This window comes from Bacillus sp. JKS001846 (assembly GCF_900176455.1).
GTDB lineage: Bacteria > Bacillota > Bacilli > Bacillales > Bacillaceae_G > Bacillus_A > Bacillus_A cereus.
Window position 1 is genome coordinate 1,659,871 of record NZ_FWYG01000001.1, and the last position, 12,738, is coordinate 1,672,608.

Below are 12,738 nucleotides of genomic sequence, written 5' to 3' on the forward strand. Positions count from 1 at the left end.
AAATGGAACATAAAACTTTATCAATAGGTTTCATTGGTATTGGCGTAATGGGAAAAAGTATGGTTTATCACTTAATGCAAGATGGTCATAAAGTATATGTATATAATAGAACGAAAGCAAAAACAGATTCTTTAGTGCAAGATGGTGCAAATTGGTGTAATACGCCAAAAGAGTTAGTGAAGCAAGTTGATATTGTAATGACAATGGTTGGATATCCACATGATGTAGAAGAAGTGTATTTTGGTATAGAAGGAATTATAGAACATGCAAAAGAAGGTACGATAGCAATTGACTTTACGACATCTACACCTACTTTAGCAAAACGGATTAATGAAGTTGCAAAAAGCAAAAATATATATACTTTAGATGCACCTGTCTCAGGAGGAGATGTTGGCGCGAAAGAAGCAAAACTCGCAATTATGGTAGGTGGAGAGAAAGAAATATATGATAGATGCTTACCTTTACTTGAAAAGTTAGGAACAAACATTCAATTACAAGGACCAGCTGGGAGTGGACAACATACAAAAATGTGCAATCAAATTGCCATTGCTTCCAATATGATTGGAGTATGTGAAGCTGTTGCTTACGCGAAGAAGGCTGGACTGAATCCAGATAAAGTGTTAGAGAGTATTTCAACAGGGGCAGCAGGTAGCTGGTCATTAAGTAATTTAGCTCCTCGAATGTTAAAAGGAGACTTTGAGCCAGGATTTTATGTAAAGCATTTTATGAAAGATATGAAAATTGCTTTAGAGGAAGCAGAAAAATTACAATTACCAGTCCCAGGCTTAAGTTTGGCGAAAGAATTGTATGAAGAGCTAATTAAGGATGGCGAAGAAAATAGTGGAACACAAGTATTATATAAAAAATATATAAGGGGGTAAACGAGGTGGACCTTCAAAAGTTTGATGAGATGATTGATACTGTACAGCGAGCTACTTGTATGCAAATTAATGAAAGACAAAAAGAAGCTTTTAAACAAAAATATGATTTTGAACCAGAATTTGAATATGGAAGAGATGAGAAGGGGCATTATGTAATTCGAACCTCAAAAAAGATGTTAGAAGAAATGGAGTTTTATTTAGCATTGAAATATGATCGTGATGGAGTGGATCTTTATATGCAAGCTGAGATTGACGGCATATTTTATGTATCTATTAGCTATGGTGAAGATGCCCTACATCTACAAGAATTGTTTCAATTTCTAGAAGAAAATAAATAAAAGTCCTCAAATGAGGACTTTTATTTATTTAGTCATCTTTAATTTTTATAATTATAAGTTAGAAGCCCGGCGGCATCGTTCAACCGGGAACGGGATAATTTGTGCGATGTGATTAGGGCCAAATTGTTTTGTACGAGCATGGCGTATTATATAAAAAGCACACAGAATTGAAACAGGAATAGCGCCGAATAAACCAAATAATAAAGCGCTTACACAAGATGCGACAAATCCTAAAACACCAATTTCTAACTCTTCCATAATAGCTCCTAAAATAACAGGAAATGCTCCACATGTAACTCCAAGTATAAGTGCGATAAGTAAGCTCATGATTATCCCCCTCTGTTTGCGATATTATTTTCCTTCTTAGTTAATTGTAGTATATCACATATAAAACAGAATTTTCAGAAAAAATCAATAAATGTTCAAAAAATGTTCGAAAAATGCACTTGAAAAATCAAGGTGTTAAATTTGTGATGAAATAGTACTTTCAAGTAAATAAAAAATCAGGCTTATTTCAAAATGAAATAAGCCTGTTCCATAGGAGGATGTATATATGTAGAGTGAATAAAAGTTTGGAAAAGGGGGTCCAAGTCCTTTTATTCAACTAACTACCTTAATAGATTGGAACCCAGCCTTCAGTTGTCACAAAAATACGAATAGCTACAACTTGGCGATCATCTTGCAAGGTAAAATAATGTCTTGCATTTTCAGGAACAGATATTAAATCGCCTGGCTCAAGTTCAACATCAAAGAATTTCCCATCTTTACCTTCAATAGCGAAAATGCCATGACCACTGACGATAAAACGAACTTCGTCATCTGTATGATGATGTTCCTTTTGGAAATTAATTAATAATTCGTCAAGGTTAGGGGTGCTATTTGAAAGTGAAATTACATCATGTGCTTTATAACCACGGCGTGCTGAAACATCAGCGATTTCTTTTGAAAACACAGCTAATATTTCAGCTTTGTTTTCATCTGTTAAAGAATAATTTTCATTTAAATGAGTAGGAAGTTTAGAAATATTCCATTTCTCATATAAAACGCCTTCCTCTTGTAGAAATTTAGATACTTCCACTTCATTTTCAATACGAATATTTACTTCATGAATACGAATTTGCGCCATTAGAAACGCCTCCTTGAATTGATAATAGTTTTATATGAAATTGGAATAAAAACTCATAAGCTTCTAATCTCTTCTTTGCATCAAAGCTATCTCGGCCCCATACGGTAATACCGTGGTTACGGATTAATACTGCACCCGAATCTCCTTGTATATGCTTTCGGAAGTTTTCTCCAAGCGTTGGGATATGGGCATGGTTTTCAATAATAGGAATTTGAATTGTTGCACCTTCTTCCCAAATATCGAGAGCTTTAATAATTTCTTGATTTTGAAGGGTGACTGCGTCACTATATAAATTTGTGATGACATTATTATCAGTTGTATGAACATGAAGTACGCACCCGGCATTCGTATTGTTATAAATGTGTGTATGCAATATTGTTTCTGCTGAAGGGCGTAATTCAGTCTCTAAAACGGGAACTCCTACATGATCTACTAATAGAAAATCATCTGGAGTGGTTTTTGTTTTATCTTTACCGCTTGCTGTAATAAGAAAAGTAAGTGGTTCATGGCTAACCTTTATAGAAATATTACCACTTGTTGCTGGAAACCAATTTCGTGTTGTTAACTCTTTTTTTAACTCGCTTAAGTCATACCATTGACGAAAAAGTTGTTTCATGCCTTCACCTCCAACAAAAGTTTTAATTCAGCTTGCACATCTTGAAATGTTTCAAACGGTGTATAAGCAATATGATTTTCTTCACACTTTGTAATAAGAAAATCGCGAGCGAATACTTTATCAGCTTGTTTCGCGGCTTGTAAATCAGTAATAGAATCTCCAATTACAATATGAAAGTCATTTGTATCACTTAATTTACGGATTAATGATGATTTACATAATCCGCAATGATTTTGACAATGATCATCACAAGAATGAGGCCATTTAACTGTAATAAACTCTGCTGAAAAGTCTGTTTCATTACAATAAATTTGCTCTTTTGGAATGATTCCTTGTAAGAGTGGATAGACGAAGAAATCCATTCCACCTGATATCACGTAAAAAGAAATGTTATTTTCCTTTACGAATTGTATAAACTCATGAAAACCACTACGAATTTCAGCAGTTTCTATTAAAAATTGAATAATATCATCGTGCAGATTAGTAGGTATGAATTGAAATAATTGAGAAACACCTTCTTGAATGGATAGTTCTTGTGATAAAATTTTATTCTTTACTTCTTCGGCTTCTGGTGGTGCGAATTTTTCCATAATGGACATAATGTTATCATTATTTGTAATCGTGCCATCGAAATCACAAAATACTTGAATACTCATAATTTTACCTCATAAGAGGGATTTCCCCATATTTGTAGTGCACTATGCAAATTTATGTCGTCTACTTCATGGAGTGGTTTATTTTGCAAAGTAGCATCAATTGCAGTACGGAAAGCTTTACCGCCGCCTTGCGCTCCATTTGGATGTCCGTGTATCCCGCCGCCAGCATTAATAACAACATCTTTACCGAAATCTCGTACAATAAAGGGAACGAAACCAGGATGAATACCAGCAGACGGAACAGAAAAGCTCTTCTTGAAAAATGCATCGTCTTCAGTTAAATATTTTGAGATAGCAAGAGCCTCCTCTTTTTCTAGCGCAACACTTCCGTATGGAGATGGGAATAATGAAAAGTCAGCCCCAGCATAACGTAGTAGCTTTCCAAGTAATAATGGAGATGAAACTCCATATAACTTGGATGCTGAATAAGCACCACTTACAGCAGGATGTGCCATAATAGGAACTGGGATTTCATCATCTTCTGCAAGTGATTGTAGTACATCTAGTCCGTAAGCAAATACGTTGAATAATAGAATATCAGCTCCAGCTTGCACTGCACGTTTAGCATTTTCTTTTAAATCAAAAGTTCGTCCTGTTAAATTTACGGCATATAACGTTTTATGACCGTATGTTTCGTAGACAGATTGTAAAACTTCTTTTCCAGATACAATGCGTTTCGTAAGTGGTGTTAATGCATTTTCAAATAATATTTCATCATCTTTTACTATATCTACACCACCAATTGCTTGATCGCGTAATTGCGTTTTTAAATACCCAATGTTTCGTCCAATCATTCCTTTAAAAATACTCATTAAAAGGGGACGATCATGCACTTGTAAAAGATTTCGAATACCATCTATCCCGAATTTTGGACCAGGAAAATGTTTTTTTAACTCGTCTGAAAAAGTTAAGTCAATTAGTTTTACTTCGCCATCAAGTGATAGCTTTCCAAATGTAGTCGTTAAAATCGCTGGTAAATCTGGACTGAAGTTTAATAGCGGATATTCGATTTTAATAATTCCGCGTTTTACTTTTTTACGTAAATACGAATTGGTATGTTCATGTTCAGCTAATTCCTCAACATGAATGACGTTGCCTTTATGCTGCTTTAATTGTTCTTGCAATAAGTGTGGCAAATGAGTCCAAGAGCCAATTGTTAAACCGAGTGCAATTTGCTCAGCTTTTTTTTCTAAGTTATGTGAATCATCATGGATTAAATACGTCGCTATAATTCCGCTCATTGTTATAACCTCCTAGTTAAATAAAAAAACCTCTCAGCTAAGGAGAGGTTTTTTTACAACCAGCTCCTTATCTGTCAGCGTAATGCTGCGAGAATTAGCACCGTGTCTACAATTGTAGATCGGTTGCCGGGTTTCGTCGGGCTCGTCCCTCCACCTGCTCTTGATAAGAAGTATTTAGAAATGTTTAAAATTTTAAGATAACTGAATTTTGTCAGATATTTTTCGTGTTGTCAATTACTTTTTGAAAAAATTTAATTTACCAATTCGATTAATGGCTTCTCGTAATCTATCTTCTGTATGCAAGAGACCAACACGGACATACCCTTCCCCATGCTTACCAAATCCAACACCAGGAGCAACTGCGACATGTGCTTTTTCTAGTAAAATATCAGAAAATTGCTCAGAGGTATATCCTTTTGGAACGGGAAGCCATGCAAAGAATGATCCTGTTGGAATGTCTACATTCCAACCAATTGAGTGACAGGCTGAAATAAGAGCGTTTCTTCGAGATTCGTAACTATTTACAAGGTCTATTACACAAGACTGTGAACTTAATAGCGCTTCTCGAGCAGCATCTTGAACTGCACCGAATATACTAACATACATATGATCTTGTAATAGGTTAATTGTTTCAATCACACTTTCATTCCCTACAGCAAAAGCGATGCGCCAGCCAGCCATATTGAAAGTTTTTGATAATGTGTAAATTTCAATTCCTATATCTTTCGCACCATCTGCTTGCAAGAAACTAACAGGTTTTTGACCATCAAATCCGATAGCGCCATAAGCAAAATCGTGAACAACTAATATATTATGTTTATTAGCAAAGTGAATGGTTTCATCAAAAAAATCTTTTGATGCAGTAGCACCGGTAGGATTATTTGGATAGTTTAAAAACATTAATTTTGCACGCTCTGCAATAGAGTCATCAATGTTCGTATAATCTGGTAAAAAGTTATTTTCTGCAATAAGCGGCATTGTTTCAAAGTGTGCTTTTGCTAAAGCAACCCCGGATAAATAATCTGGATAACCTGGATCCGGAACGAGAATCGTATCACCAGGATTTGTAAAACAAATCGGTAATTCTACTAGTCCAGCCTTCCCGCCAAACAAAATAGCAACTTCAGTTTTTGGGTTTAATTCGACGCCGTATTCACGTTTATAGAATGTAGCCACGGCTTCCTTTAAGCTTTCATGTCCGCGAAATGGCGGATATTTATGATGAATGGTCTTTTCGGCAGCATCTTGTAAAGCTTTTACGATATGCTGCGGTGTTGGTTGATCTGGATTACCTTGACCTAGATTAATAACATCGTGACCAGCTGCAACGACTTTGTTAACTTTTGCAACAAGTGAAGCGAAAAATTGTGTTGGCAATGATGTTACTATCTCAGAAGGTTGAAATAATTTCATACTTTCCACCTCTTTTGAAAGTTGTTACAATTCTAGTGACAAATGATATAATCTTTCCAGTATTTTGTAAAGAAAAAAATAAGAATGGGGCTGAAAAAATGAAAGTCGCATGTATTCAAATGGATATTGTTTTTGGAGATGTAGAAAAAAATATTGAGAATGCTAAAAATAAAATAAGCGAAGCTATGAAGGAAAGGCCAGATGTTATCGTCTTACCAGAACTATGGACAACAGGATATGATTTAACGAGACTTTCTGAAATTGCAGAAAGGGATGGAGTGGAAACGAAAGAAAAGTTAATAGAATGGGCGAAGCAATATGATATACATATTGTTGGTGGTTCTATAGCAAAGCAAACAGAGCAAGGCGTTACAAATACGATGTATGTTGTAAATAATGAAGGACAGCTAGTCAACGAATATAGTAAAGTACATTTATTTCAGCTTATGGATGAACATAAATATTTAATAGCCGGTAATGGTACGGGCGAATTTAAGCTAGATGATGTCGAATGCGCTGGAACAATTTGTTATGATATTCGTTTTCCAGAGTGGATGCGTGTCCATACTGCTAAAGGGGCAAAAGTATTATTTGTTGTAGCAGAATGGCCATTAGTTCGTTTAGCACATTGGCGTTTGCTATTGCAAGCAAGAGCAGTTGAAAATCAGTGTTATGTTGTTGCGTGTAATAGAGCAGGAAAGGATCCAAATAATGTATTTGCGGGTCATTCTTTAATTGTGGACCCTTGGGGTGAAGTTGTAGTAGAGGCGAATGAAGAGGAATCAATTTTATTTGGAGAGCTTGAATTCGAGAAAATTAAAGAAGTACGTAAAGGAATTCCAGTTTTTGCGGATCGCCGTCCAGAATTATACAAATAAAATGTTGACAAGTGATTTTTATTCTTGGTATAGTCTTCAACATAAAGTTAAAAATTCAAAAAATTATACAACTCTTATCAAGAGCAGGTGGAGGGATTTGGCCCGATGAAGCCCAGCAACCGACCGTAATACCATTGTGAAATGGGGCGTTTATTACGCCAAAAGGCACGGTGCTAATTCCAGCAGAAAGTAAAACTTTCTGGCAGATAAGAGGGGAGAAGATAAACTTCAAACCTCTTTCTTAGTGGAAAGAGGTTTTTCTATGTTAGAAAAACCTCTGAATTTAAAAAGGGGGAGAAGACGATGGGATATTATTCATTAACAGAAATAACAGCTGTACAATATGCGAAAGATCATGGCTATTTTGAAGCGAAGGCAAATGTCGTTTGTCATGAAATTGGAGATGGAAACTTAAATTACGTGTTCAAATTAGATGATGGAGAGAAATCAATTATAATAAAACAAGCACTGCCTTATGCGAAAGTAGTTGGTGAAAGCTGGCCATTGTCTATAAAAAGAGCAACGATTGAAAGCAAGGCATTACAAATTTTTGCGCAGTATGTACCGGATTATGTTCCAGTAGTGTACAGTCATGATGAAGAGTTAGCGATAACGGTAATAGAAGACTTATCAAGACTAACAATTACAAGAAAAGGATTAATAGACGGAGAAGAATATCCGCTTTTATCCCAGCATATCGGCCGTTTTCTAGCACATGTTTTATTTTATACTTCAGATTTTGGTTTACAGTCAGAAGAGAAGAGGGTACTAGAAGGTACCTTTGTAAATCCGGACCTTTGTAAAATTACAGAGGATTTAGTGTTTACAGATCCGTTTGGACATTATGATACAAATGATTATGAGCCAGATTTACAGCTCGTGGTTGATGAACTTTGGAGTGATAAAACTTTAAAACTAAAAGTAGCACAATATAAATATAAGTTCTTAACAAGAAAAGAAACTCTTATTCATGGTGATTTACATACTGGTAGTATTTTTTCGTCACCTTCTGAAACGAAAGTGATTGATCCAGAATTTGCGACATATGGCCCATTTGGATTTGACATAGGTCAATTTATTGCAAATCTATTATTAAATGCTTTATCTAGAGAAGAAGAAAAAAGAAGTGTACTATTTTTCCATATAGAAAAGACGTGGAGTTATTTTGTAGAAACTTTTACAAAGTTATGGATTGGAGAAGGTGTAGAAGCATATAAGAAAGAAAAACAATGGTTACCAATTATTTTGCAAAATATCTTTACTGATGCAGTTGGATTTGCCGGATGTGAACTGATTCGTAGAACAATTGGTTTAGCTCATGTAGCAGATTTAGATGAAATAGAAAATAAAGAAACAAGAATTCAAGCTAAGAAACAAGCGCTATCCTTAGGTAAAGAACTAATAAAATATGAATCTAAAAGTGCTGATATTCAACTGTTTCGAACATTATTTCAACAGACAGTTTCAGGGGGCGTAAAAGCGTGAGTACAATTGTTACTGTTCCGAGATCTGTAAGCTGGAAAGGTGATGCAATTGCGGTATTAAATCAAACGAAATTGCCGCATAGCACAGAATACAAAACATTGACGACTATTGAAGAGGTTTGGAAAAGCATCGTAATGTTAGAAGTACGAGGAGCGCCTGCAATTGGAATTGTAGCTGCATTTGGCTTGGCGCTTGCATCAAAAAAATATAACACTGTACATATTGAAGAATTTCAAAAGAAGTTTAATAGAGATTGTAATTATTTAGGAACGTCACGCCCGACAGCAGTAAATTTATTTTGGGCAATTGATCGTATGAGAGAATCTATTCGAGAGATTACTACAATAAAAGAAGCACAAAAAACATTAGAAGAAGAAGCGCTTCGCATTCAGCAGGAAGATGAAGAGGTGTGCCGAAATATTGGGGAATATGCGTTAACATGTTTTAAAGATGGCGATAATATTTTAACAATCTGTAACGCTGGAAGTATCGCAACTGCCAGATATGGAACTGCATTAGCTCCCTTTTATATTGGAAAAGAGAAAGGTGTGCGTTTACATGCATATGCGTGTGAAACGAGACCAGTTTTACAAGGTGGTCGCTTAACGACCTGGGAATTGAAGCAAGCAAATATTGATGTGACCCTTATTACAGATAATACTGCAGCTCATGCTATTCAAACGAAAGAAATAAATGCAATTATTGTAGGGGCGGATCGAATTGTCGCAAATGGAGATACGGCAAATAAAATAGGGACAATGAATTTAGCTATTTTAGCAAAGCACTTTAATATCCCATTTTACGTTGCTGCTCCACTGTCAACATTTGATGTTACGAAAGAAACTGGAGCTGAAATTATTATTGAAGAAAGAGATGAAACAGAAGTTACGAAAATCTTTGGAAAACAAGTAGCACCAATTGGAACGGATGTTTATAATCCAGCATTTGACATAACGCCGAATGAATTAATTACAGGAATTATTACTGAGAAAGGTATTATACGCGGGGACTATAAACGAGAAATTGCATCATTATTTGAAAAACAAGCTAATACATAATAGCTTGTTTTTTTATGCCTAAATGCAGTGTTTTCTCTTACTTATATAATGAAAGGAGGGGAAGAGGATGGAAGAGTGGATCAAGATGATAGGTAATGTAGGGTTTCCGATTGTTGTAACATTATATTTACTCCACTGTATTGAAAGTAAACTAGAGGGGGTAATTGTTGCAATTGAGAAGCTCCCGCGGCAATTACTAAAGTACGAAGATCCTCGGGAATAAAAATAAAGTTTGCTCTTCTTGAGCAAACTTTATTTTTATTGAGCGGTATAACCACCATCTATAACAACAGCTTGTCCCGTTATACCTTTAGCTTTTTCACTCGCTAAAAACATCGCATAATCAGCGATTTCTTGTACTTGTAATAAGCGCTTTTGTGGGACGAGTGGATAAATAACATCTTCTAAAACATTTTCAAGTGGTACATTTCGTGTAGTAGCTAAGTCTTGTAGTTGATTACGTACAAGAGGGGTATCGACATAACCAGGGCAAAGGGCATTAACAGTAATACCATGCGTAGCACCTTCTAAAGCAGCAACTTTTGTTAATCCAATTACGCCATGTTTTGCACTATTGTAGGCAGCTTTTCCAGCAAATCCGACAAGGCCGTTAATAGAAGCGACATTAATAATACGACCATATTTTTGTTGTTTCATAATCGGAAAGGCATGCTTAATTGCGATAAACGGAGCAATTTGCATAATTTGAATTAGTAGCTCGAACTTTTCAGTTGGAAAGTCTTCAATGGGTGAAACGTGTTGCATTCCTGCGTTGTTAATTAATATATGTAATGAACCGAAATGATCAACTGTTTGAGAAATTGCTGCTGTAATTTCCTCTTCAGATGTAACGTCACATTTTAAACCGATAGCTTGAAAACCTTCATTTTGTAATTGTTCAGCAGCTTCTTTTGCACGTTCTTCAAGTCGATCGGTAATCACAACTTTTGCACCTTCTTTTGCAAAAGCCTTTCCCATTTCATAACCAATACCACTTGCAGCACCTGTTAAAAAGACAACTCGATTTGTAACCATGATGAAAAACATCCCTTCATAATAAAGTTTTCATAGTGCTCTATTTAGAGAAGCTATAATGAAATTCCTGCAAACATTTGGAAAAAATATCGTTAGGAGGATTTAAATTATGTCGACAAGTCAAATGCTGAAAGGGATTTTAGAAGGATGCTTACTTGCTATTATTTCTGAAGGCGAAATATACGGTTATGAAATGAGTGAAAAGCTAGCGAAGTATGGTTTTACAATGGCGAGTGAGGGAAGTATTTATCCGTTATTAATACGAATGCAAAAAGAAGGACTAATAACAAGCGTAATGAAGGAATCTCCATCTGGTCCAAAGAGAAAATATTATACATTAACAGAAAAAGGCGAGGAAGCACTTGGTGAATTTATGGATCGCTGGGAAGCGATGCAAAGTAGTGTAGAGCGTCTACTTGAAGGGAAGGGGAGAAAAAAATAATGCTATCAAGTGAAGCGCGAAAGTTTTTGTTAGATATGAGATTATTTTTGACGGCAAAGAGTGTAAAAGAAAGTGATATTGAAAACTTTTTAGAAGATGCAGAGTTGCATTTAATAGAAGCTGAGAGTGAGGGGAAGAGTGTAGAAGATATTTTCGGAAGCTCACCGAAAGAATATGCAGATGAACTTGTAAAAGTGATGGAAAGGGATAGACAGGAAACGTGGAAGCAAATTGGTTTTACAGTAATGAATATCGTATCGTTTTGGATTATTGCTTCTATCTTAATAGTGAACCATGGAATGTTACAGATTTCACTTATTCAGTGTATCGGTTATAGTTTTTCATTTATTTTAGTTGTTATAGGTCCTAATTTTCTACTTCGCAAAATGACTTTTGTAACAAGTTTTTCAAAAACGTGGTTTTCTATGTGGTTTTTAGTAATGATAGCGCCAATGTTTTTAATGGGAGTTATTATGGTACTAGATGTGATATATCCTACAAAAATGTTTATATTCAATCAAATGCAAAGTTATTTATTGGCTGGTGGTATTTTTATCATTACAGTAGCGGTAAATATGTATTTTGATGGATGGTTTAAAAATTTATATTTAATTATTCCACTTTCGATTATGTTACTATTTAAAACATTTACATCAGAAGATCTCGTGCCAATGTTATTTCAAATTATATGTTTATACGGAAGTTTGTTTATTTTAATCTTCCTTGAAATTATGATGAAGACGAATAGAAGAGAAATGATTAAATAAGGGAGGAGTTATAATGAAGATTTCTAAAGAAGGTGAAAAGTTTTTAATCGATACGAAAGTATATTTAATAACAAAAGGGATTAAAGAAGAAGATGTGGACGCTTTTCTAGAAGATGCAGAGCTTCATTTAATAGAAGGTGAAAAAAAGGGAAAGACAGTAAGTGACATATTTGGTGACTCACCAAAAGAGTATGCGGAAGAATTAGCGAAAGAGATGGAGAAGGATAAAAGCGGGAGCATAAAAAGTATTTTAGGGATGATTATTGGTATTGGTGGATATTGGTTACTGACAAATATTTTATTTGGAAGCCCCGATAACCAATTTACGTTAACAAATGTACAGTTAATTGGTTATCCTATCGTTTTAATCATTACGATTATTGGAATGATTGTTGCATTTAGAATGTCTTCTTTTAAAAGTAAATTAGTAGAATTTGGAATGATTTATGTAATAGTAATGGTTCCTATTTTATTATTGGTGTTATTGATGTTTATGAATAAATGGTATGGGACACCTGTATTGCAATTGTCGACAATGCAAACATATATATTAGCAGCAATTATCTTTTTATTACTTCTTATTGGTGAAGTATATGCTCTTGGCTGGATGGGTGTTTTTGTACTAATTGTTCCTCTTATGATTATGTTCTTATTTAAAGATTTAGAAGAAAGTAATGTATTTTGGGGAATTGCAAAGGTCTTACTTATGTATGGAAGTATATATGGATTAATGAAATGGTCTTTAAAAATTGAAGAAAGAAAAAGTATGAACAAGAAATTCAATAAAAAGCGGCTGCTCTGG

Annotated in this window: 15 protein-coding genes, 1 pseudogene and 2 riboswitches; of the genes and pseudogenes, 9 read left to right on the top strand and 7 right to left on the bottom strand. The window is 34.9% G+C overall.

The features are described 5' to 3' along the window. Positions 1-2: 2 nt before the first annotated feature. Positions 3-881, top strand: a complete 879-nt coding sequence (locus tag B9A45_RS09180) for an NAD(P)-dependent oxidoreductase (protein ID WP_000400431.1) — start codon at positions 3-5, stop codon at positions 879-881. A 5-nt stretch (positions 882-886) separates the two neighbouring features. Then, on the top strand, positions 887-1,219 hold the full coding sequence (locus tag B9A45_RS09185) for a DUF3909 family protein (protein ID WP_000365624.1): 333 nt from the start codon (positions 887-889) through the stop codon (positions 1,217-1,219). A gap of 51 nt (positions 1,220-1,270) precedes the next feature. Here B9A45_RS09185 and B9A45_RS09190 read toward each other — a convergent pair whose 3' ends face one another. From B9A45_RS09190 to B9A45_RS09215, 6 genes are all read right to left on the bottom strand, one after another. Beyond that, entirely contained in the window at positions 1,271-1,546 is a 276-nt protein-coding gene (locus B9A45_RS09190) for a hypothetical protein (RefSeq protein ID WP_000054659.1), read from the bottom strand. Between the two features lie 286 nt (positions 1,547-1,832). Then, positions 1,833-2,345, bottom strand: coding sequence for a 1,2-dihydroxy-3-keto-5-methylthiopentene dioxygenase (locus B9A45_RS09195; protein ID WP_016111260.1), 513 nt, complete (start codon positions 2,343-2,345; stop codon positions 1,833-1,835). After that, positions 2,323-2,961: a methylthioribulose 1-phosphate dehydratase gene (locus tag B9A45_RS09200; RefSeq protein WP_000811347.1), complete on the bottom strand. Its 639-nt coding sequence runs from the start codon at positions 2,959-2,961 to the stop codon at positions 2,323-2,325. Before B9A45_RS09200 ends, B9A45_RS09195 begins: the two co-directional genes overlap by 23 nt. Beyond that, positions 2,958-3,617, bottom strand: a complete 660-nt coding sequence (locus B9A45_RS09205; protein ID WP_016111258.1) for a 2-hydroxy-3-keto-5-methylthiopentenyl-1-phosphate phosphatase — start codon at positions 3,615-3,617, stop codon at positions 2,958-2,960. Before B9A45_RS09205 ends, B9A45_RS09200 begins: the two co-directional genes overlap by 4 nt. Next, positions 3,614-4,858, bottom strand: a complete 1,245-nt coding sequence (gene mtnW, locus B9A45_RS09210) for a 2,3-diketo-5-methylthiopentyl-1-phosphate enolase (protein WP_000014180.1) — start codon at positions 4,856-4,858, stop codon at positions 3,614-3,616. The genes B9A45_RS09205 and mtnW overlap by 4 nt, the downstream gene beginning before the upstream one ends. A 64-nt stretch (positions 4,859-4,922) precedes the next feature. Continuing rightward, a riboswitch (SAM riboswitch) is annotated at positions 4,923-5,028 on the bottom strand. A gap of 64 nt (positions 5,029-5,092) precedes the next feature. Beyond that, positions 5,093-6,271 carry a pyridoxal phosphate-dependent aminotransferase gene (locus B9A45_RS09215; protein WP_084063997.1) on the bottom strand — a complete coding sequence of 393 codons (1,179 nt, stop codon included), beginning with the start codon at positions 6,269-6,271 and terminating at the stop codon, positions 5,093-5,095. Between the two features lie 14 nt (positions 6,272-6,285). Here B9A45_RS09215 and B9A45_RS09220 point away from each other — a divergent pair, with 14 nt between their 5' ends. From B9A45_RS09220 to B9A45_RS09235, 4 genes are all read left to right on the top strand, one after another. Then, positions 6,286-7,149, top strand: a complete 864-nt coding sequence (locus tag B9A45_RS09220) for a carbon-nitrogen family hydrolase (protein WP_142263095.1) — start codon at positions 6,286-6,288, stop codon at positions 7,147-7,149. Positions 7,150-7,220: 71 nt separating this feature from the next. Next, a riboswitch (SAM riboswitch) is annotated at positions 7,221-7,362 on the top strand. A gap of 90 nt (positions 7,363-7,452) precedes the next feature. Beyond that, positions 7,453-8,634 carry an S-methyl-5-thioribose kinase gene (mtnK, locus tag B9A45_RS09225; protein WP_084063998.1) on the top strand — a complete coding sequence of 394 codons (1,182 nt, stop codon included), beginning with the start codon at positions 7,453-7,455 and terminating at the stop codon, positions 8,632-8,634. Next, positions 8,631-9,692 (top strand): S-methyl-5-thioribose-1-phosphate isomerase, encoded by a 1,062-nt coding sequence (mtnA, locus tag B9A45_RS09230; RefSeq protein WP_000104612.1) that lies wholly within the window; start codon positions 8,631-8,633, stop codon positions 9,690-9,692. The genes mtnK and mtnA overlap by 4 nt, the downstream gene beginning before the upstream one ends. 67 nt (positions 9,693-9,759) lie before the next feature. Then, positions 9,760-9,915: a YvrJ family protein gene (locus B9A45_RS09235; protein WP_084063999.1), complete on the top strand. Its 156-nt coding sequence runs from the start codon at positions 9,760-9,762 to the stop codon at positions 9,913-9,915. 35 nt (positions 9,916-9,950) lie between these two features. Here the strand turns inward: B9A45_RS09235 and B9A45_RS09240 are convergent, their stop codons facing one another. Further along, the gene (locus B9A45_RS09240) at positions 9,951-10,727 is read right to left on the bottom strand and encodes a 3-hydroxybutyrate dehydrogenase (RefSeq protein WP_000258428.1); all 777 of its coding nucleotides are present in this window, start codon (positions 10,725-10,727) and stop codon (positions 9,951-9,953) included. Positions 10,728-10,836: 109 nt separating this feature from the next. On the opposite strand from B9A45_RS09240, the gene B9A45_RS09245 reads away from it, so the two are divergent. From B9A45_RS09245 to B9A45_RS09255, 3 genes and pseudogenes are all read left to right on the top strand, one after another. Beyond that, on the top strand, positions 10,837-11,169 hold the full coding sequence (locus B9A45_RS09245) for a PadR family transcriptional regulator (RefSeq protein WP_000107984.1): 333 nt from the start codon (positions 10,837-10,839) through the stop codon (positions 11,167-11,169). Continuing rightward, positions 11,169-11,936 carry a DUF1129 domain-containing protein gene (locus tag B9A45_RS09250; RefSeq protein ID WP_000952891.1) on the top strand — a complete coding sequence of 256 codons (768 nt, stop codon included), beginning with the start codon at positions 11,169-11,171 and terminating at the stop codon, positions 11,934-11,936. The genes B9A45_RS09245 and B9A45_RS09250 overlap by 1 nt, the downstream gene beginning before the upstream one ends. Before the next feature lie 13 nt (positions 11,937-11,949). Then, positions 11,950-12,708: pseudogene (locus tag B9A45_RS09255) on the top strand (DUF1129 domain-containing protein); the annotation flags it as partial. Positions 12,709-12,738 lie beyond the last annotated feature (30 nt).